The 24225-nt window shown below is 72.8% G+C and carries 25 protein-coding genes, 1 pseudogene and 1 riboswitch; of the genes and pseudogenes, 14 read left to right on the forward strand and 12 right to left on the reverse strand.

The genetic code is table 11. The features are described from left to right. Positions 1 to 41 precede the first annotated feature (41 nt). From A5481_RS04510 to yajC, 5 genes are all read right to left on the reverse strand, one after another. Positions 42 to 908, reverse strand: coding sequence for a phytoene/squalene synthase family protein (locus tag A5481_RS04510; RefSeq protein WP_048433173.1), 867 nt, complete (start codon positions 906 to 908; stop codon positions 42 to 44). A 7-nt stretch (positions 909 to 915) separates the two neighbouring features. Then, complete coding sequence (locus tag A5481_RS04515) at positions 916 to 1320, reverse strand: Mth938-like domain-containing protein (RefSeq protein WP_048433172.1); 405 nt, start codon at positions 1318 to 1320, stop codon at positions 916 to 918. Beyond that, positions 1320 to 2267, reverse strand: coding sequence for a protein translocase subunit SecF (secF, locus tag A5481_RS04520; protein ID WP_048433171.1), 948 nt, complete (start codon positions 2265 to 2267; stop codon positions 1320 to 1322). The genes A5481_RS04515 and secF overlap by 1 nt, the downstream gene beginning before the upstream one ends. Positions 2268 to 2354: 87 nt before the next feature. Next, complete coding sequence (gene secD, locus A5481_RS04525) at positions 2355 to 3962, reverse strand: protein translocase subunit SecD (RefSeq protein ID WP_048433170.1); 1608 nt, start codon at positions 3960 to 3962, stop codon at positions 2355 to 2357. A gap of 86 nt (positions 3963 to 4048) precedes the next feature. Next, complete coding sequence (yajC, locus tag A5481_RS04530) at positions 4049 to 4378, reverse strand: preprotein translocase subunit YajC (protein WP_048433169.1); 330 nt, start codon at positions 4376 to 4378, stop codon at positions 4049 to 4051. A gap of 212 nt (positions 4379 to 4590) precedes the next feature. Here yajC and A5481_RS04535 point away from each other — a divergent pair, with 212 nt between their 5' ends. Further along, positions 4591 to 5472, forward strand: coding sequence for an ATP-binding protein (locus A5481_RS04535; RefSeq protein ID WP_048433168.1), 882 nt, complete (start codon positions 4591 to 4593; stop codon positions 5470 to 5472). A 227-nt stretch (positions 5473 to 5699) separates the two neighbouring features. Here the strand turns inward: A5481_RS04535 and A5481_RS04540 are convergent, their stop codons facing one another. The 4 genes from A5481_RS04540 to serS all read right to left on the reverse strand — a co-directional run bounded on the left by A5481_RS04540 (position 5700) and on the right by serS (position 10221). After that, positions 5700 to 7286 (reverse strand): peptidoglycan DD-metalloendopeptidase family protein, encoded by a 1587-nt coding sequence (locus tag A5481_RS04540; protein WP_245238740.1) that lies wholly within the window; start codon positions 7284 to 7286, stop codon positions 5700 to 5702. 159 nt (positions 7287 to 7445) lie between these two features. Then, positions 7446 to 8147: a protein-L-isoaspartate O-methyltransferase family protein gene (locus A5481_RS04545; protein WP_082173033.1), complete on the reverse strand. Its 702-nt coding sequence runs from the start codon at positions 8145 to 8147 to the stop codon at positions 7446 to 7448. Continuing rightward, positions 8144 to 8905, reverse strand: coding sequence for a 5'/3'-nucleotidase SurE (gene surE, locus A5481_RS04550; protein WP_048433166.1), 762 nt, complete (start codon positions 8903 to 8905; stop codon positions 8144 to 8146). The genes A5481_RS04545 and surE overlap by 4 nt, the downstream gene beginning before the upstream one ends. Then, on the reverse strand, positions 8905 to 10221 hold the full coding sequence (gene serS / locus A5481_RS04555; RefSeq protein ID WP_048433165.1) for a serine--tRNA ligase: 1317 nt from the start codon (positions 10219 to 10221) through the stop codon (positions 8905 to 8907). Before serS ends, surE begins: the two co-directional genes overlap by 1 nt. Positions 10222 to 10438: 217 nt before the next feature. Between serS and argS the strand changes: the two genes are divergently transcribed. The 8 genes and pseudogenes from argS to tatC all read left to right on the forward strand — a co-directional run bounded on the left by argS (position 10439) and on the right by tatC (position 18529). Further along, positions 10439 to 12196, forward strand: coding sequence for an arginine--tRNA ligase (gene argS, locus A5481_RS04560; protein WP_048433164.1), 1758 nt, complete (start codon positions 10439 to 10441; stop codon positions 12194 to 12196). Positions 12197 to 12376: 180 nt separating this feature from the next. Beyond that, on the forward strand, positions 12377 to 13765 hold the full coding sequence (locus A5481_RS04565) for an SPOR domain-containing protein (protein ID WP_048433163.1): 1389 nt from the start codon (positions 12377 to 12379) through the stop codon (positions 13763 to 13765). Between the two features lie 213 nt (positions 13766 to 13978). Next, on the forward strand, positions 13979 to 14989 hold the full coding sequence (gene nagZ / locus A5481_RS04570; RefSeq protein ID WP_048433162.1) for a beta-N-acetylhexosaminidase: 1011 nt from the start codon (positions 13979 to 13981) through the stop codon (positions 14987 to 14989). 1 nt (position 14990) lies between these two features. Beyond that, entirely contained in the window at positions 14991 to 15764 is a 774-nt protein-coding gene (locus A5481_RS04575; RefSeq protein ID WP_048433161.1) for a segregation and condensation protein A, read from the forward strand. Positions 15765 to 15768: 4 nt separating this feature from the next. Next, positions 15769 to 16413, forward strand: coding sequence for an SMC-Scp complex subunit ScpB (gene scpB, locus A5481_RS04580; protein WP_048433160.1), 645 nt, complete (start codon positions 15769 to 15771; stop codon positions 16411 to 16413). A gap of 197 nt (positions 16414 to 16610) precedes the next feature. Further along, positions 16611 to 16871, forward strand: a pseudogene (locus A5481_RS35115) (twin-arginine translocase TatA/TatE family subunit); the annotation flags it as partial. 285 nt (positions 16872 to 17156) lie between these two features. Next, positions 17157 to 17729 (forward strand): Sec-independent protein translocase protein TatB, encoded by a 573-nt coding sequence (tatB, locus tag A5481_RS32130; protein WP_082173032.1) that lies wholly within the window; start codon positions 17157 to 17159, stop codon positions 17727 to 17729. Then, positions 17726 to 18529 (forward strand): twin-arginine translocase subunit TatC, encoded by an 804-nt coding sequence (gene tatC / locus A5481_RS04595; protein ID WP_048433158.1) that lies wholly within the window; start codon positions 17726 to 17728, stop codon positions 18527 to 18529. Before tatB ends, tatC begins: the two co-directional genes overlap by 4 nt. A gap of 88 nt (positions 18530 to 18617) precedes the next feature. Here tatC and A5481_RS04600 read toward each other — a convergent pair whose 3' ends face one another. The 3 genes from A5481_RS04600 to cobU all read right to left on the reverse strand — a co-directional run bounded on the left by A5481_RS04600 (position 18618) and on the right by cobU (position 20694). Further along, the gene (locus tag A5481_RS04600) at positions 18618 to 19388 is read right to left on the reverse strand and encodes a prephenate dehydrogenase/arogenate dehydrogenase family protein (protein ID WP_245238739.1); all 771 of its coding nucleotides are present in this window, start codon (positions 19386 to 19388) and stop codon (positions 18618 to 18620) included. Between the two features lie 188 nt (positions 19389 to 19576). Beyond that, the gene (gene cobO, locus A5481_RS04605; RefSeq protein ID WP_048433157.1) at positions 19577 to 20182 is read right to left on the reverse strand and encodes a cob(I)yrinic acid a,c-diamide adenosyltransferase; all 606 of its coding nucleotides are present in this window, start codon (positions 20180 to 20182) and stop codon (positions 19577 to 19579) included. Next, positions 20179 to 20694: a bifunctional adenosylcobinamide kinase/adenosylcobinamide-phosphate guanylyltransferase gene (gene cobU / locus A5481_RS04610; RefSeq protein WP_048433199.1), complete on the reverse strand. Its 516-nt coding sequence runs from the start codon at positions 20692 to 20694 to the stop codon at positions 20179 to 20181. Before cobU ends, cobO begins: the two co-directional genes overlap by 4 nt. Positions 20695 to 20800: 106 nt before the next feature. Beyond that, a riboswitch (cobalamin riboswitch) is annotated at positions 20801 to 21000 on the forward strand. A gap of 31 nt (positions 21001 to 21031) precedes the next feature. Between cobU and A5481_RS04615 the strand changes: the two genes are divergently transcribed. From A5481_RS04615 to A5481_RS04635, 5 genes are all read left to right on the forward strand, one after another. Then, a complete protein-coding gene (locus A5481_RS04615) occupies positions 21032 to 21208 on the forward strand; it encodes a CbtB domain-containing protein (protein WP_048433198.1) in 177 nt (58 codons plus the stop codon). Positions 21209 to 21294: 86 nt separating this feature from the next. Further along, positions 21295 to 22044, forward strand: coding sequence for a CbtA family protein (locus A5481_RS04620; RefSeq protein ID WP_048433156.1), 750 nt, complete (start codon positions 21295 to 21297; stop codon positions 22042 to 22044). Continuing rightward, entirely contained in the window at positions 22041 to 22418 is a 378-nt protein-coding gene (locus A5481_RS04625; RefSeq protein ID WP_048433155.1) for a DUF1636 family protein, read from the forward strand. Before A5481_RS04620 ends, A5481_RS04625 begins: the two co-directional genes overlap by 4 nt. Then, on the forward strand, positions 22415 to 23449 hold the full coding sequence (gene cobW / locus A5481_RS04630) for a cobalamin biosynthesis protein CobW (protein WP_048433154.1): 1035 nt from the start codon (positions 22415 to 22417) through the stop codon (positions 23447 to 23449). The genes A5481_RS04625 and cobW overlap by 4 nt, the downstream gene beginning before the upstream one ends. Before the next feature lie 185 nt (positions 23450 to 23634). After that, complete coding sequence (locus A5481_RS04635) at positions 23635 to 24225, forward strand: Uma2 family endonuclease (protein ID WP_048433153.1); 591 nt, start codon at positions 23635 to 23637, stop codon at positions 24223 to 24225.

Raw genomic sequence — 24225 nt, forward strand, 5'->3', positions numbered from 1 at the left:
CGGCCCCGGGAGGACGCGGTGGGGTGAAACGGCTGCGGGCGTTACCGCACCGACCGCGCCGCCCGCCACAGCCGCCAGATCCGGCGCCAGTTCGGCACGTCGATCACGCTCGCCAGCGGGTCGTAGCCCGGCCGCTCCATCTGCGCGAGATAGGCCTCGACGAGGGCGACCGGCAGGAAGGCGGGAGCGGCGACGCTGGCGATACCCGCCCGCTCGGCCGCGTAGGCGGCGAGGTGGCGGCGCACCAGCGCCCGCATGTCGGCGCAGGCGCCGAGCAGCCCCGGTCCGCCCCGGCCCGCCACGATGTCCTCGCGGGTGACGCCGTGGGCCTTGAGCACGTCCGCCGGCAGGTAGACCTGGCCGCTGCGCGCGTGCCACGGCAGCGCCCGCAACAAGCCGGTCACCGCGTAGGCGACGCCGGCATGGCCCGCGGCCGCGGCTCCCCCGGGCTCGGACCCGTCCGCCAGGATCAGGCTGCCGAGGCGGATCAGGCACGAGGCGGTCTCGCCGCAATAGCCCTCGAGGTCGCCGGTCCCGGGCATCGGGTCGTCGTAGAGGTCGAACACCCGGGCGTCGATCAGGTCGACGAGGGGCTGGCGCGGCAGCCGCGCCTTGACCAGGGTGTCGTCGAGGGCGGCCGCGACCGGATGGGCGCGCACGTCGCCCCGCGCCTCGCCCTGGAGCGCGTCGCGCCACCATTGCAGGCGGAGCTCCCCCGGCATCGGGCTCGACACGGCTTCCCGCACCCGTGACACCTCCAGGCTGAAGGCGGCGAGCGCGTGGAGATGGGGGCGCTTGTCGGCGGGGGCGTAGAGGCTGGCATACCAGCGGTCCGGGTCGCCCGCGCGCACCAGGGTCTCGCAATGGGCGTAGGCCCAGGCCGGGTCTCGCGTCTCGGCCTCGCTCATGACGATCTCAGGGCACCGCGATCAGGGCGGCCGCGACCTTGCGGTTCTCGGCCATCAGGATGTTGTAGGTCCGCGCTGCCGCGCCGGTCTGCATCACGTCGAGGCCGATCCCGGCCTCCTTCAGATGGCGGCGCAGGGAATCGGGCGCGAACACGATCTCGGCCCCGGTGCCGAGCAGCAGCAGGTCGACCCCGCCGGCCTCGGCCAGCAACGGGCCCAGGCTCGCCGGCGTGATGCCGGCGGGCTCGGTCACCTCCCAGGCCCTGACGCCGGAGGGCAGCGCCAGGATCGAGCCGCGATGCGACATCTCGGCGAAGCGGAAGCCGCCGCCGCCATAAGCGTCGATCGGGTAGCGGCCCGGGACGAAGCCGTCGTGGAGCCGCCCCGGGGTGCCGTCCCTCTCGTCCGCCACTACTCGGCCGCCTGCTTCAGGCTGGAGGTGTCCCGCGGCTGCACGCGGCCGCCGCCGGCCTGCAGCCCGATATAGATCAGGAACGGGGTCGAGACGAAGATCGCCGAGTAGGTGCAGATCACCACGCCGGCCAGCATCACCACCGAGAAGCCCTTGATCGCCTCGCCGCCGAACAGCACCAGGGCGAGCAGCGACAGGGCTGTCGACATCGCGGTCATCACCGTGCGCGACATGGTGGAGTTGATCGAGAGGTTCAGCAGCTCCTCGGTCGGCATGGTCTTGTAGCGCCGCATCAGCTCGCGGGTCCGGTCGAACACCACCACGGTCTCGTTGAGCGAGTACCCGACGATGGTGAGGATCGCGGCGATCGAGGTCATGTTGAACTCGATCCGGGTGATCACGAACAGCCCGACCGTGATGACGATGTCGTGGAGCGTGCCGACAATGGCGCCGAGCGCGAGTTCACGCTCGAACCGGAACCACAGGTAGAGCAGCACCGCCACGACCGAGAGCACGACGCCGATCGTGCCCGACTGCACCAGCTCGCCCGAAACGCGGGGACCGACGGTCTCGACGCGGTCGAAGGCGTAATCCTTGTCGAAGGCGGCGTGCGCCTTCTGCATCACCAGGGTCTGCCCGGTCTCGCCGCCGGCCTGGAGCGGGAAGCGCACCGAGATCGAGCCCTGGCCGAGCTCCTGCACCTCGGTCTCGCCGAAGCCGAAATCGTTGGCGGTGTGGCGCACCGCGCCGACGTCGGAGGTCACGCCGGGCTTCGGCCGCAGCTCGACCAGGGTTCCGCCCTTGAAGTCGATGCCGAAGTTCAGCCCGATCTGCAGGAACAGCACCACCGTGGCGACCGAGATGAAGGCCGAGAGCGGGAAGCTGAAGCGCCGCAGGCGCATGAAGTCGAAGTGGGATTCGTCGGGCCAGAGGCGGAGGAGGCGCATCGTCGGTCTCGGAAGGGTGTGTCGGCGCGCCCGGAGCGGACGCTGCGCGTAGGGCGGACGGCACGAGCCGCCCGCCGGATAAGACGCTCAGATCGGCAGGGTCTTGGGCCGCAGGCGCTGGTACCACAGGGCGATCATCATCCGGGTCAGGGTCACGGCGGTGATGACCGTGGTCAGGATGCCGAGGATGAACACCACCGCGAAGCCGCGCACCGGCCCGGAGCCGAGGAAGAACAGGATCACCGCGGCGATCGCCATGGTGGAATTGGAATCGACGATGGTCGCGAAGGCGCGGTCGAAGCCGGCCTGCAGCGCCGAGGGGATCGAGCGGCCGGCCCGCACCTCCTCGCGCACCCGCTCGTAGATCAGCACGTTGGAATCGACCGCGGTGCCGATGGTGAGCACGATGCCGGCGATGCCCGGCAGCGTCATGGTGGCTTCCAGCACCGACATCAGGCCGAGGATGAGCCCGACATGGACGAGGAGCGCGATGTTGGCGAAGAGGCCGAACACGCCGTAGGCCGCGAACATCAGCACGACGACGAGGATCGTCGCCACGATGGTGGCGTGCTTGCCGGCCTCGATCGAGTCGCGGCCGAGGCCCGGGCCGACGGTGCGGCGCTCGATCACGGTGAGCTTCGCCGGCAGCGCGCCGGCGCGCAGCAGCACCGAGAGGTCGTTGGCCTGCTGCACCGTGAACCGGCCCGAGATCTGGCCCTGGCCGCCGGTGATCGGCTGCAGGATGCGCGGGGCCGACACGACCTCGTTGTCGAGGACGATCGCCAGCGCCCGGCCGACATTCTCGCTCGTCGCCTGGCCGAATTTCTGGGCGCCGCGCAGGTTGAACTTGAAGTTGACGATCGGCTCGTTCGACTTCTGGTCGAAGCCCGGCTGGGCGTCGGTCAGGTCGGCGCCGTCGGCGAGCACGCGGCGATCGACCGGCACCTTCTGGCCGTTGGCGTCCTTGGAGGGCAGCATGTCGACGTCGCCGGCCGGGCTGTCGGCGAGCAGGCGGAAGGTGAGCTTGGCGGTCTTGCCGAGCTGCTCCTCGAGGCGCGCCGGGTCCTGCAGGCCGGGGACCTGGACCAGGATGCGGTCGGCGCCCTGCTGCTGGATCGACGGCTCGGTGGTGCCGCCGAGGTCGACGCGGCGGCGGATCACCTCGATCGCCTGGGCGACCGCGCGGCGGACCCGGGCGTTGAAGCCGGCATCCGTGAAGGTGAGCTGGATCAGGCCGTTTTGCTCCTCGCGCACGTCGAGGGTGCGGGCGCCGGTCTGGCCCAGGGTCGCGTCGGTGACGGGCTGCGACAGGGCCTGGAGCTTCGGCATCGCCTTGGCGCGGGCGGCCTCGTCGGTGATGCGCAGCTGCACGCCGCGGGGCTGCAGCTGGATGCCGCCGGCGGCCTGGACGCCGGCCTCGCGCAGGGCCTGGCGCACGTCGTCGCGCAGGCCCTCGGCCATGCTGCGCGCGAGATCGTTGCGGTCGACCTCGAGCACGATCTGCGACCCGCCCTGGAGGTCGAGGCCGAGCACGATGGCGCGGGTCGGCACGATCCAGGTCGGGAACCAGGACGGCAGCGACTTGATGAACCCGTTGCGCTGCTCGGCCGTGAAGAAGCTCGGCACGGCGAGCATCAGGCCGACGAGGATCACGGCGAGCGTCGCGACGGCTTTCGTGGTGGAAATACGGAGCATCCGCGGCGTCCCAACCGGTCTCGATGTGCGTCAGATAGGGCGGCCCGGCGCAGTCGTCCGGGCCTCCCTTGCGTCAGTTCGACAGCTCAGGCGGCCTTGACCGGCTCGCCCTTGGCCCGGACCTCGGAGATCATCGCGCGGACGACCTTGACCTGGACGTTCGGGGCGATCTCGACCTCGATCTCCGGGGCCTCGGTGACCTTGGTGACCCGGCCGACGATGCCGCCGGTGGTCACCACCGTGTCGCCGCGGCGCACGTTCTTGATCATGTCCTGGTGGTCCTTGGCGCGGCGCTGCTGCGGCCGCAGGATCAGGAAGTACATGATCACGAAGATCAGGATGAAGGGGACGACCTGCACGAGGATGTCCGTGCCGCCGGACATCCCGGCTCCCTGCGCGAAGGCGGGCGTGATCACTCTCAAGGTCTCCCGAGCAAGGCGAAATCGGGCCGCGCGGGTCTCCGGCGGCCTTGCAAAAGCGCGCGGACTATAGCCAGGGACGACCCGAAAGCAATGTCGGGGAGGGCCGCGTCCCCACGCGATCCCGGCGGGTTTTCGTTCACGCCGCCTCGGGATTAAGAGGCGCCACCCGCTCGTCCGCCCCTGCGCAAGGAGCCCGTTTTCCCGCGATGACCGACCAGACCCGCGATCCCGCCGCCGCGACCGACCTCCTGCCCGTGCTGCTGCGCATCGCCGCGGCCCTGGAGCGCAGCGCCCCGCCGGCGATCCCGGCCCCCGATTTCGCGGCCGCCGACGCCTTCGTGTGGCAGCCGGACGGACGCCTGCAGCCGGTGCCGCGGGTCAACCGGGTCGAGATGGGGCTGCTTCGCGGCATCGACCGGATGCGCGACATCCTGTTCGACAACACCGCGCGCTTCGCCCGCGGCCTGCCGGCGAACAACGCGCTCCTGTGGGGCGCCCGCGGCATGGGCAAGTCGTCGCTGGTCAAGGCGGTGCACGCCGAGATCAACGCCCGCGGCCCGGAGCGGCCCCTGAAGCTGGTCGAGATCCACCGCGAGGACATCGAGGGCCTCCCCGCCCTGATGGGCTGGCTGCGGCCCGATCCGCACCGCTTCGTGGTGTTCTGCGACGACCTGTCCTTCGACGCCGAGGACACCTCGTACAAGTCGCTGAAGGCGGCGCTCGACGGCGGCATCGAGGGCCGGCCCGACAACGTGCTGTTCTACGCCACCTCGAACCGCCGCCACCTGCTCGCCCGCGACATGATGGAGAACGAGCGCTCGACGGCGATCAACCCGGGCGAGGCGGTGGAGGAGAAGGTGTCGCTCTCCGACCGGTTCGGCCTCTGGCTCGGCTTCCACAAGTGCAGCCAGGACGAGTACCTGGCGATGATCGACGCCTACGTCGCCCATCACGGCCTCACCGTCGAGCCGGAGCGGCTGCGGGCCGAGGCGCTCGAATGGTCGACCACCCGCGGCGCGCGCTCGGGCCGCACGGCGTTCCAGTACATCCAGGATCTCGCCGGGCGGCTGGGGCAGCGGCTGGACTGAAGACCGCCGGCCGTCACGAACGCCCAGCGCGGGCAGACCCGTCCGGTCCCGTTCGCGACCTCATCCCTCGATGTCTCCGTGATATCCGGAGTCCTCCTTCGAGGCCGCTACGCGGCACTTCAGGATGAGGTCGTGGGTGGGAAGAGTCTTCGGACGGCCGCTCGCTGCCGACAGCAGAAAAGGCGGGGCGCTCGCGCGCCCCGCCTCCCCTCTCGGTGGATCGAGCGTCAGTTGCTCGCGAGGTGCGGCATCGGATCGACCGGGGTCGCGCCCTTGCGGATCTCGAAGTGCAGCTGCGGCGAGGTGACGTTGCCCGACGCGCCGGACTTGGCGATGGTCTGGCCGCGCTTCACCTTCTCGCCCGGCCGCACGTCGATCTCGCCGTTATGGGCGTAGGCCGAGACGTAGCCGTTGGCGTGGCGCACCAGGACCAGCTTGCCGTAGCCCTTCACGTCGCTGCCGGCATAGGCCACGGTGCCCTCCTCGGCGGCCTTGACCGGGGTGCCCTCCGGCACCGCGATGTTGATGCCCTCATTGCCGCTCGAGCCGTAGCCGTTGATCACCCGGCCGCGGGCCGGCCAGCGGAAGCTCGCCTGCGGCTCCGGCGCCGGCGCCGCCGGGGCGACGGCAGGGGCCGGCGCGGGGGCCGGGGCCGGCTCGGCCGCCTTCTCGGGCAGGGCCGCGACCTTCACGGGCTTGGCCGGCTCCGGCTTCGGCGCGGGCTTCAGCTCCGCGACCTTCTTGACCTCGGGCTTCGGCGCCTCGGCCTGCTTCGGCTCCGGCTTCTTGGCCTCGAGCTTCTTGACCTCGGGCTTGGCCGCCTCGGCGACCTTCTTGACCTCAGGATGCTTAGGCTCGGAATGCTTGGTCTCCGAATGCTTGGGCTCGGGCTTCGCCTTCTCGGCGACCTTCGGCTCCGGCTTCTTCGGCTCAAGCTTGGCGACGGCCTTCGGCTCGGGCTTGTGGGCCTTCGCGGCGACCGTCTCGTCCTCGTCGTCCTGCTGGCGCGCGGCCACCTTGGCGACCGCCTTCGGCTCGGGCCGCGGCGACCTGGCGGCGACGCGCTCCTCCTCGCGGGGCTCGGGCTTGCGCGCGGTCAGCTTGGCGGCGCGCTCGGCGGCGGCGGGGGCCACCGGCTTCGCCTCGGCCTGGCCGGGGCGGGCATGCGGCTTGCGGGCCGGCTCGGGCTCGGGCTCGCGGCGCGGCTCGGGCCGGACCGGCTCCGGACGCGGGGCGACCTCGGCGACCCGGCGCACCGGTTCGGGGGACCGGGTCTCGGTCATCGCCATCCGCGGCGCCGGCGGCACCGACCGGGCGCTCATCGCCGGCGCGCCGCCGGCATGGTAGACCGGGATCACGATCTGGCGGCCGGCGGTGACCTGCGCGGCGCTCGACAGGCCGTTGGCCTGCAGGATCGCCGCCGAGGGCACCCCGAAGCGGGTCGACATCTGGTTCAGGCTGTCATTGGGGCCGACCGTGATGGTCGTGCCGCCGGCCGGCGACCAGCCGGCCGGGCCGCCGGTCACCGGGGCCGCCGCGGCGACCCGCGGCGTCGCCACGGGCGCGGCGACCGGGCGGCTCGACACCGGGGCGGCCGCCATCGGCGCCGAGAGGGGCCGCGACTGGATCGGCGCCGAGCGCACCGGCGCCGTCAGCGCCTCGCCCTCCGGCAGGCTGCCGGTGGCGCCCGGCTCGCCGCTCGCGCTCGATGAGAACGGGTTGGAGAACGGATCGAGCCGCACCGCATCGGTGCTGCAGGCCGCCGAAGCGCCCCCGATCAGCCCGATGAGGGCGAAGCGCGACAACGTCCTCATGCCCTTGCCTGCCCCGCGATCCCGCATCGACGCACCCGTACATCCACGCAACCCTATGAAGCGGATTCAAAGCGGATTCAGGTTAAGCTTCCGTTGCGCGGCGCCGTCCCGGCTTCACCCTGACGGCGGGAAATCGGCCGGCGGGAGGATCGCGGCCGGTCAGAGCACCGCCGCGAGGCCGGGGGTGAGCGGCGCGAGGCGCAAGGGGGTCTCGCGCACCTGCCGCCACGGCCCGTCGGCCTCCTGCGCGATGGCGACGAGGCGGGGCCCGGCCGGCGTGGCGAGCGCGCCGACGAGGCGGCCGCCCGGGTTCAGCCGGGCGACCAGCGCCTGGGGCAGGTCGCGGAGCGTGCCGTTGACCAGGATGCGGTCGAAGGTGCCGGCCTCCTCCGGGGGGGCGCAGCCGTCGGCGAGGCCGACCGTCGCGGCGCCGAAGCCGAGCGCGTCGAGGCGCGAGCGGGCGTTGCGGGCGAGCGTGGCGTAGCGCTCCAGGCTGACCACCTCGGCGGCGCCCAGACGCAGCAGCAGGGCCGTGGCGTAGCCCGACCCGGTGCCGACCTCGAGCACCCGCAGGCCCGGGACGGTGAGCGCGGCGAGCATCGTGGCGATCACGCTCGGCGCCGTCATGGTCTGGCCGCAGGGCAGCGGCAGGGCGATGTCGCGGCGGGCGAGGTCGCGGAAGGCGAGCGGCGCGAAGGCCTCCCGCGGCACCCGCTCCATCGCGCCGAGCACCGCGGCGTCGCGTACGCCGCGGGCCCTGAGACCCAGCACGAAGGCCGCGGTCTCGATCGCGCCGGAGGCCGCCCCGGCGCCGTCCGGTCCGGAGGGCTCGCCCTCCGGATTCCCGCTGTCCCGGCTCACGCGAAGGCCTGGGCGAAGCGCGTCAGCGTCGGCTCGTCGGTGAGGTCGAGGCGAAGGGGCGTGATCGAGATGCAGCCGTCGGCGATCGCCTTCAGGTCGGTGCCGTGGCCGGGCTCGAACCGCGCCTTGGCGAAGGCGAGCCAGAAATACGGGTTGCCGCGCCCGTCGACGCGCTCGTCGATCGAGAGCAGCGCCTGATTGCGCACGCCCTGCGCCGCCACCGCGATGCCCTTCACGTCGTCGGGCTCGCAATCGGGGAAGTTGACGTTGACCAGGATGCCGGGCTCGATCCCGACCTCGAGGACCCTCCGCACCACGGTCGCGCCGTGGTGGGCGGCGGTGTGCCACTTCACGTTCGCCCGCCCGCCGATGCCGTAGGCCTGGCTGAGCGCGATCGCCTTCACGCCGAGGATCGTCGCCTCCATGGCGCCCGCGATGGTGCCCGAATAGGTCACGTCCTCGGCGACGTTCTGGCCGCGGTTGACGCCGGAGAGCACGAGGTCGGGCCCGTGATCCTTCAGCAGATGACGGATGCCCATGATGATGCAGTCGGAGGGCGTGCCCTTGACCGCGTAGCGCTTGTCGCCGGCCTGGCGCAGGCGCAAGGGATCGTTGAGCGACAGCGAGTGCGAGACACCGCTCTGGTCGGTCTCCGGCGCCACGACCCAGACGTCGTCCGAGAGCGCGCGGGCGATGTCCTCCAGGCATTTCAGGCCCGGCGCGTGGATGCCGTCGTCGTTGGTGACGAGAATGCGCATCACCGGTGTCCTTCGATGCGGGTGAGGCCGCCCATGTAGGGTGCGAGGGCCGACGGGACCGTGACGCTGCCGTCGGGGTTCTGGTAGTTCTCCATCACGGCGATGAGCGCGCGGCCGACCGCGACGCCCGAGCCGTTGAGGGTGTGGACGTAAGCCACGCCCTTGCCCTCCTTCGGGCGGTAGCGCGCCTCCATCCGGCGGGCCTGGAAGTCGCCGCAGACCGAGCAGGACGAGATCTCCCGGTAGGTCTTCTGTCCCGGCAGCCAGGCCTCGATGTCGTAGGTCTTGGTCGAGGCGAAGCCCATGTCGCCGGTGCACAGCGTGACGACGCGGAACGGGATGTCGAGGCGCTTCAGCACGGCCTCGGCGCAGGCCAGCATCCGCTCGTGCTCCTCGGTCGAGCGTTCGGGTGCGGTGACCGAGACGAGTTCGACCTTGCTGAACTGGTGCTGGCGCAGCATCCCGCGGGTGTCGCGCCCCGCGGCCCCCGCCTCGGCCCGGAAGCACGGGGTGAGGGCGGTGAAGCGCAAGGGCAGCTCGTCCTCGGCGAGGATCGATTCGCGCACGAGGTTGGTGAGCGGCACCTCCGCGGTCGGGATCAGCCAGCGGTTCGGGGCGCCGGTCTCCTGCGCCAACTCGGGCGAGCCCTGCACCGCCGCGAACTGGTCGTCGCGGAACTTCGGCAGTTGCGCCGTGCCGAACATCGCCTCGTCGCGCACCAGGAGCGGCGGCACCACCTCGGTATAGCCGTGCTCGGCCGTGTGCAGGTCGAGCATGAACTGGCCGAGCGCCCGCTCCAGCCGGGCGATCCGGCCCTTCAGCACCACGAAGCGCGAGCCCGACAGTTTCGCCGCGGTCTCGAAGTCCATCAGGCCCATGGCCTCGCCGAGCTCGAAGTGCTGGCGGCCCTCCTGAGTCAGCCCCCGCCCCTCGAACCGGCTCTTCTCGACGTTGTCGTGCTCGTCGCGGCCCTCCGGCACGTCGGGGCCCGGGATGTTGGGGATCGCCGACAGGCGCTCGGCCAGCGCCTTGCCGGCCGCGTCGGCGGCGGCGTCGAGCGCGGGCGCCTCCTCCTTGAGCCGGGCGACCTCGGCCATCAGACCTTGCGCCCGCGCCTCGTCCCTCGCCTTCTTGGCCGCGCCGATCTCCTTCGACAGGGCGTTGCGCTTCTCCTGCGCCCCTTGCGCCGCCGAGATCGCGGCCTTGCGGGCGTCGTCGAGCCCGATCAGCTCGGCGGAGAGCGGCTCCAGCCCGCGGCTCGTCAGGCCCTTGTCGAAGGCGGCCGGGTTGTCGCGGATGGCCCGGATGTCGTGCATGGCGCGGTCCGAATCGTTCTGTCTCTGATGGGCCGGCAAATCCGGCCGGTGACGCCCGGACGCTTTGCAGCATCGGTCGGGCGCCGACAAGGGAGGGAGCGGGGCGCCCGACGGAACGGCCCCGCTTGCAGCCGCCCGCCCCGGCGTGAGAAGAGCCCGGCGCGCCTGGATGCGGCCCGTCCGCCTCCGGCCCGAACTTTGCAGAACTGGTCAACGCATGAACATCTTCGCCGCCTTCGAGGCCCGCATCGGCGAGGCGCTCGAGACGCTCACCCGCGCCGGCACCCTGCCGGAGGGGCTGGACCGCGCCCGCGTGGTGGTCGAGCCGCCGCGCGACCCGAGCCACGGCGACCTCGCCACCAACGCCGCCCTGGTGCTGGCGAAGGAGGCGCGCACGAACCCGAAGGCCCTCGCCGAGGCGCTGGCGGCCGACCTGCGCCAGGATCCCCGGGTGACCGAGGCGAGCGTCGCCGGGCCGGGCTTCATCAACCTGCGGCTCGACCCTGCGATCTACGGCGAGGTGGTGCGGGCGGCGCTCCGCGACGGCGCCGCCTACGGCCGCGGCGCGGCGGTGCCGGGCGGCGTCAACGTCGAGTACGTCTCGGCCAACCCGACCGGGCCGATGCATGTCGGCCACGGCCGCGGCGCGGTGTTCGGCGACGCGCTGGCCAATCTCCTGGTCGCCGCCGGCCGCGACGTGACGCGCGAGTACTACATCAACGATGCCGGCGCCCAGGTCGACGTGCTCGCCCGCTCGGCCTTCCTGCGCTACCGCGAGGCTCTGGGCGAGACCGTCACGATCCCCGACGGCCTCTATCCGGGCGACTACCTCGTGCCCGTCGGGCAGGCGCTGAAGGACAGGTACGGCGCGGCGCTACGCGACAAGCCCGAGGCCGAGTGGCTGCCGCTGGTGCGCGACTTCGCCATCGACCGCATGATGGACCGGATCCGCGAGGACCTGGCGGCCATCGGCATCCACCACGACGTGTTCTTCTCCGAGCGCACCCTGCAGGGCGGCGGCAACGGCGGCGCGGTCGCCGCGCTGATCGCGGACCTGCGCGCGAAGGGCCTCGTCTACGAGGGCCGCCTGCCGCCGCCGAAGGGCCAGCTGCCGGAGGATTGGGAGGACCGCGAGCAGACCCTGTTCCGCGCCACCGCCTTCGGCGACGACATCGACCGGCCGCTGCTGAAATCCGATGGCAGCTACACCTACTTCGCCTCCGACATCGCCTATCACCGCGCGAAGGTCGAGCGCGGCGCCGTCGAGCTGATCGACGTGCTCGGCGCCGACCACGGCGGCTACGTCAAGCGCATGCAGGCAGCGGTGAAGGCGGTCTCCGACGGGAAGGCGGCGCTCGACGTCAAGCTGTGCCAGCTCGTGCGGCTCCTGCGCGGCGGCGAGCCGGTGAAGATGTCGAAGCGGGCGGGCGAGTTCGTCACCCTGCGCGAGGTGATCGACGAGGTCGGGCGCGACCCCGTGCGGTTCATGATGCTGTACCGCAAGAACGACGCCACCCTCGATTTCGACCTCGCCAAGGTGGTCGAGCAGTCGAAGGACAACCCGGTCTTCTACGTCCAGTACGCCCATGCCCGGGCGGCGTCGGTGTTCCGCCAAGCCCGCGAGGCGTTCCCCGATCTCGACCTGTCGCCGGCCGCCCTCGCGGGTGCCGACCTGTCGGGCCTGACCGATGCGGGCGAGATCGAGATGATGCGCCTGATCGCCCAGGTGCCCCGCGTGATCGAGGCGGCGGCCGCCGCCCACGAGCCGCATCGCCTCGCCTTCCACCTCTACGAGCTGGCCAGCGCGTTCCATAGTTTCTGGAACAAGGGCAAAGACTTGCCGCAATTACGGTTTGTTAATCAAACCGACAGAAAGTCCACCGAGGCGAGGCTGGCCCTCGTCGCCGCCCTCAAGGGCGTGGTCGCGGCCAATCTCGGGATCCTCGGCGTCGGCGCACCCGACGAGATGCGCTGAGGCTCCGCGTCGGGATCGGCGCGCGACCGGACGCCGCAGGGCGCCCTCGGGCGCCGCCGGGGCGCGACGTGAGCGTGGGATCTGACGGCCGCCTCCCCATATCCGGGGCCGGCGGCCGGTGTCGCCGAGCCGGGCCCGAGCGCGGTGAGGGGACGCGAGGGCGAACAGGATGGTGCTGCCATGACGACGAATGCTTCCCGGATCCCCGTCGACTACGACGGCTACGAGCAGGATCGGCAGCCGACCTCCGCCCAGCAGGACCAGGCGCATCAGGACGCGGGGCGTGCCGGCGCCAGGCCCGATCCCCTCGCCGAGCTCGCCCGCATCGTCGGCCAGGACGATCCGTTCCGCGCCCTGCTCGAGGCCAAGGAAGCCAAGGAGGCGAGCCGCTCCGCCGAGACGCGCGGCGGCCGCGTCGAGCCCGTGCTGCCGAGCTACGGCGGCGCTCCCGGGGCCGACCTCCCGGCTTCCCGCGGCGAGCCGAGCCTCGGTGCCCCGGTCCAGGGTTCGCCGGTTCACGCGCACACGCCGGAGGCCGCCTTCAACCACTACCTCGCCGCGGTCGAGCGCGAGACCGTCGACGAGCCGAACCCCGGCCCCGGCGAGGATGCGCCGGCGCCCGAGCCGCGGCCGCGGGGCCGCCGGCGCATCGCCCTCGTCGGCACGGCGCTCGGCATCGTGGCGGCCTCGATCGGCGGGGCGCTGACCTGGAAGGCGTTCCACCACAACCGCTCCGGCGCGCCGATCCTGGTGATGGCCGACCAGGCCCCGCTCAAGGTCGCGCCCCAGAATGCCGGCGGCGTCGAGATCCCGGACCAGAACAAGCAGATCTACGAGCGCGGCACCACCGCCACCGGCGCCAAGGACGGGCAGATCCGCATCGTAAACCGCGAGGAGCAGCCCCTCGACGTCAAGCAGGCGGCCCGCTCGCTCGCCGCCGAGGCCGCCCCCGCGGGCGCGCCCGCCGGCAACGCGCTGACCGAATCGCTCGGCGAGCCGCGCAAGGTGCGCACCGTTTCGGTCCGGCCCGAGCCCTCGCCCGCCGAGGCGCAGCGCGCCGCCCAGGCCGCGGCGCAATCCGCCGCGCAGCCGGCGTCGCCGATCCCGACCATGACCCTGCCGACCGAGGCGACCGGCTCGACCCCGGCCCCGGTGACGCCGCGCAGCGCCCGGGTCGTCCAGGCCGCGCCGGCGCAGAGCCCGGCCGTCGAGGTGCCGGTCGCCGAAACGGCGCGGCCCGAGACGGGCCGGTCCAAGCCGGTCCAGCGCGTCGCCTCCGCCGAGCCGCCGACCACCCAGGCGGTGCCGACGCCGCAGGCGCCGGTCGGCGGATTCTCCGTGCAGCTCTCCGTGCGCGCCACCGAGAAGGAGGCCGAGGTCGCCTTCCGTCAGGCCCAGGAGCGCTACGGCGCCGTGCTCGGCGGCCAGTCGCCGCTGATCCGCCAGGCCGAGGTCAACGGCAAGTCGATCTACCGCGTCCGCGTCGGGCCGATGTCGAAGGAGAGCGCCGACGGCCTGTGCGGCAAGCTCAAGGCCTCGGGCGCCGCCTGCTTCGTCGCCAAGAACTGACCGAGAACTGACCAGCCGACCGCCGACCGGGTCCCGCCACGATTCCGCCATCGCGAACCCGCCGGCTGTGGCGCCCCGCCGACAGTCGCGGGCCGGCGGATCGCCTAAAGGTCCCGCCCCTGATCCACCCGCGAATCCCGCCTGTCGCGCCCGCACGGGCGCCGGGTGGGCCCCGCGCGATCGTTCTCCCTCCCACGACGAGAGCCGCCGTCGATGACCCTCGCCCTGATCCTCGGCTGCGCCGGCACCGCCCTGAGCCCCGAGGAGGCCGCCTTCTTCCGCGACGTCCGGCCGTGGGGCTTCATCCTGTTCAAGCGCAACGTCGAGAGCCCCGGGCAGGTGCGCGCCCTGACGGCGTCCCTGCGCGAGGCCGTCGGCCGGGCCGACGCCCCGATCCTGATCGACCAGGAGGGCGGCCGGGTGCAGCGCATGACGCGGCCGCACTGGCAGGCCTACCCGTCGGGCCGGGCCTATTTCCGCGCCGGCGGCCCCGAGGGCGGCCCGGCGCTCGCCGGGCTCGGCGCGCGCCTGATGGCCTACGATCTCGCCCAGGTCGGCATCAACGTCGATTGCGCCCCGGTCCTCGACGTGCCGGTGCCGGGCGCCCACGACGTGATCGGCGACCGAGCCTACGGCACCGAGCCGGCCGTGGTCGCGGCCTTCGGCCGGGCGGTGGCCGACGGGCTGATGGCCGGCGGCGTCCTGCCGGTGATGAAGCACGTGCCCGGCCACGGCCGGGCCGGCGCCGACAGCCACCTCGCCCTCCCGGTGGTCGAGGCGAGCCTCGCCGACCTCGCGGGGCACGACTTCCGGCCGTTCCGGGCGCTCGCCGACCTGCCTATGGCGATGTCGGCCCACGTGGTGTTCCGCGCCCTCGATCCGGACAACCCGGCCACCACCTCGGCGACCGTCATCCGCGAGATCGTGCGCGGCCGCATCGGCTTCGACGGTCTCCTGATGACCGACGACCTGTCGATGAAGGCCCTCTCGGGCAGCTTCCGGGACCGCACCGCCGCCGCCTTCCGGGCCGGCTGCGACGTCGGCCTGCATTGCAACGGCGTGCGGGCCGAGATGGAGGAGGTGGTGTCGGCGGCGCCGGTCCTCGCCGGGGAGGCCCTGCGCCGCGCCGAAGCCGCCCTGGCGCGGCTCGCCCCGGCCGCCGCGTCCTTCGACCCGGCCGAGGCCCGCGCCCGCCTCGAGGCCGGGCTCGCCGCCGCGGCCTGAGATGGCCGACGACTTCGCCGAGGCGCCCGCCGCGCCTTCGGCCGATACGGCCTTCGTGGTCGATGTCGACGGGTTCGAAGGCCCGCTCGACCTGCTCCTCGAGCTTGCCCGTCGCCAGAAGGTCGACCTCGCCCGGATCTCGATCCTGGCACTGGTCGAGCAGTATCTCGGCTTCATCGACGAGGCGCGCCGCCTGCGCCTCGAACTGGCGGCGGACTACCTCGTGATGGCGGCCTGGCTCGCCTACCTGAAGTCGCGCCTGCTGCTCCCGGCCCCGCCCCGCGGTCCCGAGCCGGCCGCCGGCGACCTCGCCGAGGCCCTGGCCCTGCGCCTGCGCCGCCTCGAGGCGATCCGCGCCGCCGCCGCGCGGCTCGCCGGGCGGGTGCAGCTCGGGCGCGACGTCTTTTCCCGCGGCGCCGCCCTGCCCGAGCCGGCCGCCGCCGCCCCGGGCGCCTTCGCCGTCACGCTGCACGAGCTGATCGCGGCCTATGCCCGCCAGCGCCAGGAGCGGGCGCGGGCTTCCGTCACCCTGCCGCCGCGCAGCGTGTGGTCCCTCGTCGATGCCCGCGCTGCACTGGAGCGGCTGATCGGCCCGCGGGACGACTGGACCGATCTCGATTCCTATCTCGGGCAGTACCTCGCCGACCCGAAGCGCCGCGCCACCGTGCGGGCCTCCTCGCTCTCGGCGGTGCTGGAGCTTGCCCGGGAGGGCCAGATCCTGCTGCGACAGGAACGGGCCTTCGCGCCGCTCCAGATCCGCGCCGCCGGGACCTGACGCCATGGCGAAGGCTCCCCGCCCGGCGGCACCGGTCCCGTCCGAGGCCGCGCGCCTCGCCGAGGCGCTGATCTTCACCGCGGCCGCGCCGGTCACCGAGGCCGACCTCGCCGCCCGCCTCGGGCCCGGCACCGACGTGCCGGCGGTGCTGGCCGAGATCGCCCACGCCTACGCGGCCCGCGGCATCACGCTGACGCGGGCGGCCGGGGGCTACGCCTTCCGCACCGCGCCCGACCTCGGCCCGGCCCTGCGCGGGACCGCGCCGGAACCGCGCAAGCTGTCGCGGGCGGCGCTCGAGACCCTCGCGATCGTCGCCTATCACCAGCCGGTGACCCGGGCCGAGATCGAGGAGATCCGCGGCGTCACAACCTCGAAGGGCTCCCTCGACCTCCTGCTCGAGACCGGCTGGGTGCGGCTGCGCGGGCGCCGCCGCACGCCCGGGCGCCCGGTCACCTACGGCACCACGCCGGCCTTCCTCGACCAGTTCGGCCTCGACGCCGTCTCCGACCTGCCGGGGCTCGACGAGCTCAAGGGCCTCGGCCTGATCGAGGGCCGGCTGCCGGCGGGTTTCCGGGTGCCGCAGCCGGGCGGCGGCGCGGAGGCCGACGAGGATCCGCTCGATCCCGAGGATCGCGGCGCACAGGAGTGAAGTCCCGGGCGTTCCGTGCGGCGCAGGCCCGAGGAAACGCTTGTTTTCGTCCCTCCCCGTCCTTAGGTTCCGGCCGGACCGCCAGTGCCGCGGACGCCGTCCGGCGACGATGAGCCTGCGGGATCAGAGGTTTGGGGCGCCCGTGCGGTGCCCCGCGAGAGTGCCGCGGCGAACGTGACGCCGCGCAGGAGAGAACCATGGGCGGCGCGAGTATCTGGCACTGGATCGTCGTCGGCGTGATCATCATGCTGCTGTTCGGGCGCGGCAAGGTGTCCGACCTGATGGGCGACGTCGCCAAGGGCATCAAGGCCTTCAAGAAGGGCATGGCGGACGAGGACCAGGTGCCGACCACGACGGCGCAGGTGCCGCACGCGCCGGTCACCCCGGTCCAGGTGCCGCCGCCGGCCGCTCCGGTGCAGCCCGTCCAGCAGCCGGTCCACGTGCCGACCGCCCAGAACGTGCCGACCGCCCAGATGCCGCCGGTCACCGCGACGGAGCCGGTGCGTCCGGTGCCGCAGCACGGCGAGCCCCTGACCGGCGCCGACCGCAAGGTCGTCTGAGCGTCCCCGCGCGGCGGCCGGGTTCAGCCCGGGCCGTCGGGCGCGGGTCCACGGCCGCAGGCCACACGATACTCCTCGGGAACCTGCTCGCCGGTGACTGGCGTCGGCGCCAGGGCGTGCTAGACAGCCCGCGCGCGGCGTCCGGACCGAGGTGCGCCGCGCGAGCAGCAGGGCCGTCACGCCATGTTCGATATGAGTTGGGGCGAGGTGATGCTGATCGGCGGCGTTGCGCTCGTCGTCATCGGCCCCAAGGACCTGCCCAAGGCCCTGCGCACCGTCGGCCAGGTCACCGCCCGGCTCAAGCGTATGGCCGGCGAGTTCCAGAGCCAGTTCAGCGAGGCGATGCGCGAGGCGGAGCTCGACGAGGTCCGCCGCGAGGTCGAGGGCATCAACCGCAGCGTCGCCTCGGCGACGACGACCGGCTTCAACCCGGTCCAGACCATCCGCAACGAGATCAAGGGCGCGGTCGACGGGGTGCCCAAGCCCGCGACGCAAGCGATGCCCGGCGCCGAGACGGTATCCGATCCCCTCGCCTCCGCCGCGGATCACGGCGCCGCCGCGCTGCCGGAGCCGGCGCACGCGCCCGTCGATCCGGCCGCGCCGCCGGCCTACGCCCTGCCCGAGCCCGCCGCCGAGAAGCCCTCGGTCTCGGCGCTGGCCGCCGCGACCGCGCAGCTCAAGGCCGACGCGGCCCGTGCGGCGGCCCCTCATGATACCGCTCCTCACGACACCGCCAGCACGGGCCCGACCGCATGATCACCGAGGCCGATGAAGCCGAGATCGAGGCCTCGCGCGCACCCCTGATCGAGCACCTGATCGAGCTGCGCTCGCGGCTGATCAAGTCGCTGCTCGCCTTCGGGGTGATGTTCTTCGTCTGCTTCTTCTTCTCGCAGCACATCTACAACATCCTCGTCCACCCCTATGTCAGCGTCGTCGGGGCGGACAAGGCGCGGCTGATCGCGACCCACTTCCTCGAGCAGGTCTTCACCAACATCAAGCTGAGCGTGTTCGGCGCCGGCTTCCTGTCCTTCCCGGTGGTGGCCACCCAGCTCTACGCCTTCGTGGCGCCGGGCCTGTACCGCAACGAGCGCCGGGCCTTCCTGCCCTACCTCGTCGCCACGCCGGTCTTCTTCATCCTCGGCGCCCTCGTCGTCTACTTCCTGGCGATGCCGCTGCTGATCAAGTTCTCGGTCAGCCTGCAGCAGATCGGCCAGCCCGGCGAGGCCACGATCGAGCTGCTGCCGAAGGTGGACGAGTATCTCTCGCTCATCATGACGCTGATCTTCGCCTTCGGCATCGCGTTCCAGCTGCCGGTGATCCTGACCCTGCTGGGCCAGATCGGGGTGATCGACTCGAAGTTCCTGAGGGACCGGCGGCGCTACGCCATCGTCATGGTCTTCGTCGCCGCCGCGGTGCTGACCCCGCCCGACGTGATCAGCCAGCTCTCGCTGGCGATCCCGATGCTGCTCCTCTACGAGGCCTCGGTGTTCTCGGTCCGCGCGATGGAGAAGCGCCGCGAGCGGGCGCGGGCGGCGGAAGAGGCGGCGGGGGAGTAGCTCCCCGCCTCGACCCGGGGCGGGCCCGACATCCTCCTCGTCATCCCGGAGCCGCGAAGCGGAGCCCGGGAGGACGAGGAGCGGCCCATCAGGCGTCGAGAAGGACCTTCTCCTCGACCTGCACCCCCTCCCCCAGCTCCCCGTCCATCCGCGCCGCCAGGTCGAAGAACCGCCGCCGCACCTCCGCCGCGTAGGGATTCTCGCGCTCGATCGCGTGGTAGACCTCCGGCGCGTCGTGCCGGACCATGCCGACCGCCTGCATCACCAAGTCGAAGCTGCGGGTGGTCATCCGGGTCGGCAGCGGCTCCATCGCCACCAGCACCTTGGCGATCAGGTGGGTCAGGCCCTGCACGGCGGCCGCCTCGCGGTCGTGGTCCTCCGGCGTCGTCAGGATCACCGTCAGCCCGAGCGCCCGGCGCAGGAAGGCGCCGACCCGCCGGGCGCGCGTCCCGCGCACCGGGCAGACCGCGATCTTGAGGCCTGAGAGGCCGTCGCGCGCGCTCTGCGGCCCGAACAGCGGGTGGGTGGCGACGATGTCGATGCCGGCCGGCAGGCCGGCCCGCATGATCGCGGCCGGCCGCACCTTGACCGAGCCGACATCGAGGACGAGGGCGCCCGGCTGCAGGTGGGGCGCGATCGCGCGCACCACCTCGGCGAGGCCCGAGACCGGGGTCGCCAGGATCACCACCGGGCAGGCGGCGGCCTCGGCCAGGGTGCAGGGCGCGATTCCGGCCGCCGCGAACGCGGCCGGCGTCACGAACGGGTCGTGGATGCGCAAGCCGGCATGCGGGGCGAGGTGCTCGGCGACGAGGCGGCCGAAGGCGCCGAAGCCGATCAGGCCGATGGGGGACGGGGACACGGGCAGACCTCGAAGGTGGGGCGAGGTCGGCGGGCCCTTGCGATCCTGGAGCCTCAACCGCCGACACGTCGCAGCGGTTGAGAGATGACGAGCACTCTGCCGCTTACGGGAGCGGCGCGTAATAGAGTCCGGCGAGGCGGGTGCTGGTCATGGCCAGGGCTCTACGCCGCTGCGGCCGTCGGCGTCAATCAGAACTCGATCCCCTCCTGCGCCTTCACCCCGGCGGCGAAGTGGTGCTTGACCAGCGTCATCTCGGTGACGAGGTCGGCCGCCGCGATCAGCTCCGGCTTGGCGTTGCGGCCGGTCGCCACGATCGTGAGGTCCGGCCGGCGCCGGCTCAAGTGCTCGACCACCGCGGCGAGCGGCAGGTAGTCGTAGCGCAGCGCGATGTTGAGCTCGTCGAGGATCAGGAGCCGGACGCGCGGATCGGCCATCAGCGCCTCGGTCTTGGTCCAGGCAGCCCGTGCTGCGGCCACGTCGCGGTCGCGGTCCTGGGTCTCCCAGGTGAAGCCCTCCCCCATCGTGTGCCACTCGACCTGATCGGCGAAGCGGTCGATCGCCAGGCGCTCGCCGGTCTCCCAGGCGCCCTTGATGTACTGCACCACGCCGACCCGCCAGCCGCGGCCGAGCGCCCGCAGCATCAGCCCGAAGGCCGCCGTCGACTTGCCCTTGCCGGGGCCGGTATGGACGATCAGCAGGCCCTTCTCGATCGTCTTGCCCGCGACCTCGGCGTCCTGGACCGCCTTGCGCTTCTCCATCTTGGCGCGGTGGCGCGCCGCCTCGTCGTCGGTCATGCTGCGGGATCTCCCTTCAGGATCATCGGCAGGCCGGCCACCACCAGCACCGCCCGGTCGGCGATCGCCGCGAGGCGCTGGTGCAGGCGGCCGGCCTCGTCGCGGAAGCGCCGGGCGAGCGCGTTCTCCGGCACGATGCTCAAACCCACCTCGTTCGAGACCAGGACCAGCGGTCCCGCCGCCGCGCGGCAGGCCTCCACCAGCCCGTCGACCTCCGCCGCGAGGTCGGCCGCCTCGTCCAGCATCGCGTTGGTCAGCCACAGGGTCAGGCAATCGACCAGGACCGGCCGGCCGGCCGGCGCCTGCCGGATCGCGCTCGCCAGGTCGCGCGGCGCATCCACCGTCTCCCAGGGCGGCGGCCTGCGGGCGCGGTGCTGGGCGATGCGCGCGCGCATCTCGTCGTCCCACCCTTGCGCCGTCGCGAGGTAGCGCCAGGGCCCGGGCTGCGCCTCGATCAGCCCTTCCGCGTAGCGGCTCTTGCCCGAGCGGGCGCCGCCCAGCACCAGGGTCAGGCGCGCCGATGCGCGATTCGGATCCGGCACGCTCGCATCCTCTCGCGAAAACCCGGGAGCGGACGTGTCGCGGGTGGCGGCGCCGATTGCAAGCCCGCTTGCGACCCGTTAGGGTCGCCGCGACGGTGCCTCGGCAACGAGGTGAAAAGGGAACGCGGGAGCCGGGATCGTTCGGCGTGCCGCGGCTGCCCCCGCAACTGTGAGCGGTCGAACACGGTCCGCCATCGGCCACTGGAGCGATCCGGGAAGGCGGTGGACCGGCCAAGAGCCGCGAGCCAGGAGACCTGCCGTCACCCCCTTTCTCTCGACGCCGCCGGTGGGGCGGCAGGAGTTCGTCATGGTCGCGATCACCCGGTCCCTCTCTCCCGCCCTCGTCGGCGAGCGCCTGAGCGCCGTCCTCCTGGCCGCCACCCTCGGCCTCGGGCTGCTGTTCGTCTCCGGCTTCGCCCCGGTGGTTGCCCTGCACAACGCCGCGCACGACTGGCGCCACGCCCACAACTTCCCCTGCCACTGAGCACGGCGTGAGCCGCTGAGGCCGCGCGGCCTGCGCCCCGACCGGGCGCGGGCCCGCGGTCCTTTGCTCGTGCAGGGAATCCCGACATGACGAAACGTCTGCTCGCCGCGGCCCTGGTCGCCGGCTTCCTGGCCGCATGCGTGGCCTCGGTTCTGCAATTCGCCCTCACCTCGCCGCTGATCCTGGCGGCGGAGAAGTACGAGACGGCCGAGACCGCCGCGCCCGCTCGTCACGCCTTCGCGAATCCTCTCATCGTCCTGGCGCATGCCGGGCACGACCATAGCGGCGACCCGCAATGGCAGCCGGCGCCCGGCCTGCCGCGCCTCGCCTTCACGGCGCTCGCCACCCTGGTGAGCGGTGTCGGCTACGCCCTCCTCCTCGGGGCCGTGCTGGTCGCGGCCGGCCGGGAGGTGACGCCGGGCGAAGCGCTCAAGTTCGGCATCGGTGGCTTCCTCGCCGCCAGCCTCGCCCCGGCGATCGGCCTGCCGCCGGAACTGCCGGGCGCCGCCGCCGCGGCGCTCGAAGCGCGCCAGCTCTGGTGGGTGGCCACCGCCCTCGCCACGGCGTGCGGCCTGTACCTCGTCGCGATCCGACGCGGCCCGGTGGCGATCGCCCTCGGCCTCGCCCTGATCGTCGCGCCGCAGGCCTGGGGCGCCCCGCACGGGCCGGAGGAGATCTCCGCCATGCCGCCGGTCTACGCGGCGCAGTTCGCCGCCCGGTCGCTCGCGGTCGCCTTCGCGTTCTGGGCGGTGCTCGGCCTCGCCTTCGGCTGGGCCTGGGGCGCGGTCGCCGGCAGGCAGGGCGCGGCCGGCGCGCGGCGCGGGGTGGCCGCATGAGCGCGCCCGTGACCCTCTACGTCTGCACCACCTGCCGCGACGCCGCCGACCCGGCCGAGGGTCCCCGCGCCGGCGCCCGCCTGCACGATGCGCTGAGCGCCGCGCTCGCCGCCCGGCCCGGCGCCCCGGTCCGGATTGAGCCGGTCGAATGCCTGTCGGTGTGCAAGCGGTCCTGCACCGTTGCGGTCGCGAGCCCCGGCCGCTGGACCTACGTCTACGGCGACCTCGACGCGGGGACGTCCGCCGACCTCATCCTCGACGGCATCGGCCTCTATGCCGGAACCCCCGACGGCATCGTGCCCTGGCGCGAGCGTCCGCAGGAGTTCCGCAAGGGGGTCGTCGCCCGCATCCCTCCCGCGCCGGTGACGCCATGACCATCCTCAACAAGATCCCCTGCACCATCGTCACCGGCTTCCTCGGCGCCGGCAAGACGACGCTGGTGCGCCACGCCGTCGAGCACAACGACGGAAGGCGGCTCGCCATCATCGTCAACGAGTTCGGCGATGTCGGCTTCGACGGCTCGCTGCTGGCCGAGTGCGGTATCCCGGGCTGCGACGCCGACGCGGTGGTCGAGCTGCCGAACGGCTGCATCTGCTGCACCGTCGCCGACGATTTCGTGCCGGCGCTGAACAAGCTCCTCGACCGGCCCGAGCCGCCTGAGCACATCCTGATCGAGACCTCCGGCCTCGCCCTGCCCAAGCCCCTGGTCCAGGCCTTCAACTGGCCGGCGATCCGCTCGCGGGTGACCGTCGACGGCGTGGTGGCGGTGGTCGACGGCCCGGCGGTGGCTTCGGGCGCCTTCGCGGACGATCCCGACGCGCTCGCCGCGCAACGCGCGGCGGATGCCAGCGTCGACCACGAGAATCCGCTGGAAGAGGTGTTCGAGGACCAGCTCCTCTGCGCCGACCTCGTGGTGATGAACAAGTCCGACCTCCTCGACGAGGGCGAGCGCGCCCGGGTCCGCGCCGAGGTCGAGGCGCACCTGCCGCGCGCCGTCAAGCTCGTCGAGACCGCCCACGGCGCCCTCGATCCCCGCGTGCTCCTCGGCCTCAACGCCGCCGCGGAGAGCGACCTCGCCGCCCGGCCCTCGCATCACGAGACGGAAGAGGACCACGACCACGACGACTTCGAGAGCGTCGCGGTGCCGATGAAGGCCGCGGGCTCGCCCGAGGACCTCGCCGCCCGTGTCGCCAAGGCGGCGGAGGTCGCAGGCGTGCTGCGCATCAAGGGCTTCTGCGCCGTCGCCGACAAGCCGATGCGCCTCGTGGTCCAGGGCGTCGGCCGCCGCGTCGCCCACCATTACGACCGCCCCTGGCGCCCGGCCGAGCACCGCGACGGGACGCTGGTGGTGATCGGGCTGACCGGGTTCGACAAGGACGCGGTGGCGGCGGCGCTGAAGGGCTGACGGATCGGCTCTCCGCCTCGTGCGCCTCCCCTCTTCCTGCCGAAGGCAGGGCTGTCGGGAGATGACGAATGGCGTGTCTCCCTCACTCTTGCAGGGAGGGGAGACACGCTTTTCTTTGAACGCCGGCGTTGGACGTCCTATCTGCGGGTCTTCGTCCGAGACACGTCAGCCCGGGAGGCTATCGCATGTCGGAGCCCGCGCAGCGGCGCTGGAGCCTGCAGGAGTTCTTCGCCTGGCAGGAGCGCCAGGACGAGCGCTACGAGCTGGTCGGCGGGATGCCGGTCCGCCTGATGGCCGGAGCCCGCAACGTCCATGACGACATCGTGGTCAACCTCGTGGCCGAGTTCCGGACCCGTTTGCGCGGCACGCCGTGCCGGCCCTTCACCGGCGACGGCAGCGTCGAGACCCTGCCGGGCCAGATCCGCCGGCCCGATCTTGGAGTCGATTGCGGCTCGCGCGACCCGAACGGGCTCAAGGCGGCGGAGCCGCGGCTGGTGGTAGAAGTGCTGTCGCCCTCGACCCGCGATTTCGATGCGTTCGACAAGCTCGAGGAATACAAGGCGGTCGCCGGCCTCGCGGTGATCCTGCTCGTCGAGCCGAACGCCCCCGAGATCGCAGTCTGGCTGCGTGCCGCGGACGGGGCCTGGCAGCGGTGCCTGGTGACCGGGCTCGACAAAGCCATCGACCTTCCCGAATTCGGCATGAGCCTGGCGCTGGCCGACGTCTACGACGGAGTCGCCTTCCCGCCCCGGCCGCGCCTCGTCTCGGGAGCCTGA

It is taken from the genome of Methylobacterium platani (assembly GCF_001653715.1).
GTDB lineage: Bacteria > Pseudomonadota > Alphaproteobacteria > Rhizobiales > Beijerinckiaceae > Methylobacterium > Methylobacterium platani.

What these genes read in the sequence shown, in the direction of transcription:
- A5481_RS04510 (WP_048433173.1), bottom strand. Translation starts at nt 908, where the DNA reads ATGAGCGAGGCCGAGACGCGAGACCCGGCCTGGGCCTACGCCCATTGC.
- secF (WP_048433171.1), bottom strand. Translation starts at nt 2,267, where the DNA reads ATGCGCCTCCTCCGCCTCTGGCCCGACGAATCCCACTTCGACTTCATG.
- secD (WP_048433170.1), bottom strand. Translation starts at nt 3,962, where the DNA reads ATGCTCCGTATTTCCACCACGAAAGCCGTCGCGACGCTCGCCGTGATC.
- A5481_RS04535 (WP_048433168.1), top strand. Translation starts at nt 4,591, where the DNA reads ATGACCGACCAGACCCGCGATCCCGCCGCCGCGACCGACCTCCTGCCC.
- A5481_RS04540 (WP_245238740.1), bottom strand. Translation starts at nt 7,286, where the DNA reads ATGAGGACGTTGTCGCGCTTCGCCCTCATCGGGCTGATCGGGGGCGCT.
- surE (WP_048433166.1), bottom strand. Translation starts at nt 8,905, where the DNA reads ATGCGCATTCTCGTCACCAACGACGACGGCATCCACGCGCCGGGCCTG.
- serS (WP_048433165.1), bottom strand. Translation starts at nt 10,221, where the DNA reads ATGCACGACATCCGGGCCATCCGCGACAACCCGGCCGCCTTCGACAAG.
- argS (WP_048433164.1), top strand. Translation starts at nt 10,439, where the DNA reads ATGAACATCTTCGCCGCCTTCGAGGCCCGCATCGGCGAGGCGCTCGAG.
- A5481_RS04565 (WP_048433163.1), top strand. Translation starts at nt 12,377, where the DNA reads ATGACGACGAATGCTTCCCGGATCCCCGTCGACTACGACGGCTACGAG.
- nagZ (WP_048433162.1), top strand. Translation starts at nt 13,979, where the DNA reads ATGACCCTCGCCCTGATCCTCGGCTGCGCCGGCACCGCCCTGAGCCCC.
- A5481_RS04575 (WP_048433161.1), top strand. Translation starts at nt 14,991, where the DNA reads ATGGCCGACGACTTCGCCGAGGCGCCCGCCGCGCCTTCGGCCGATACG.
- scpB (WP_048433160.1), top strand. Translation starts at nt 15,769, where the DNA reads ATGGCGAAGGCTCCCCGCCCGGCGGCACCGGTCCCGTCCGAGGCCGCG.
- tatB (WP_082173032.1), top strand. Translation starts at nt 17,157, where the DNA reads ATGTTCGATATGAGTTGGGGCGAGGTGATGCTGATCGGCGGCGTTGCG.
- tatC (WP_048433158.1), top strand. Translation starts at nt 17,726, where the DNA reads ATGATCACCGAGGCCGATGAAGCCGAGATCGAGGCCTCGCGCGCACCC.
- cobO (WP_048433157.1), bottom strand. Translation starts at nt 20,182, where the DNA reads ATGACCGACGACGAGGCGGCGCGCCACCGCGCCAAGATGGAGAAGCGC.
- A5481_RS04615 (WP_048433198.1), top strand. Translation starts at nt 21,032, where the DNA reads ATGGTCGCGATCACCCGGTCCCTCTCTCCCGCCCTCGTCGGCGAGCGC.
- A5481_RS04620 (WP_048433156.1), top strand. Translation starts at nt 21,295, where the DNA reads ATGACGAAACGTCTGCTCGCCGCGGCCCTGGTCGCCGGCTTCCTGGCC.
- A5481_RS04625 (WP_048433155.1), top strand. Translation starts at nt 22,041, where the DNA reads ATGAGCGCGCCCGTGACCCTCTACGTCTGCACCACCTGCCGCGACGCC.
- cobW (WP_048433154.1), top strand. Translation starts at nt 22,415, where the DNA reads ATGACCATCCTCAACAAGATCCCCTGCACCATCGTCACCGGCTTCCTC.
- A5481_RS04635 (WP_048433153.1), top strand. Translation starts at nt 23,635, where the DNA reads ATGTCGGAGCCCGCGCAGCGGCGCTGGAGCCTGCAGGAGTTCTTCGCC.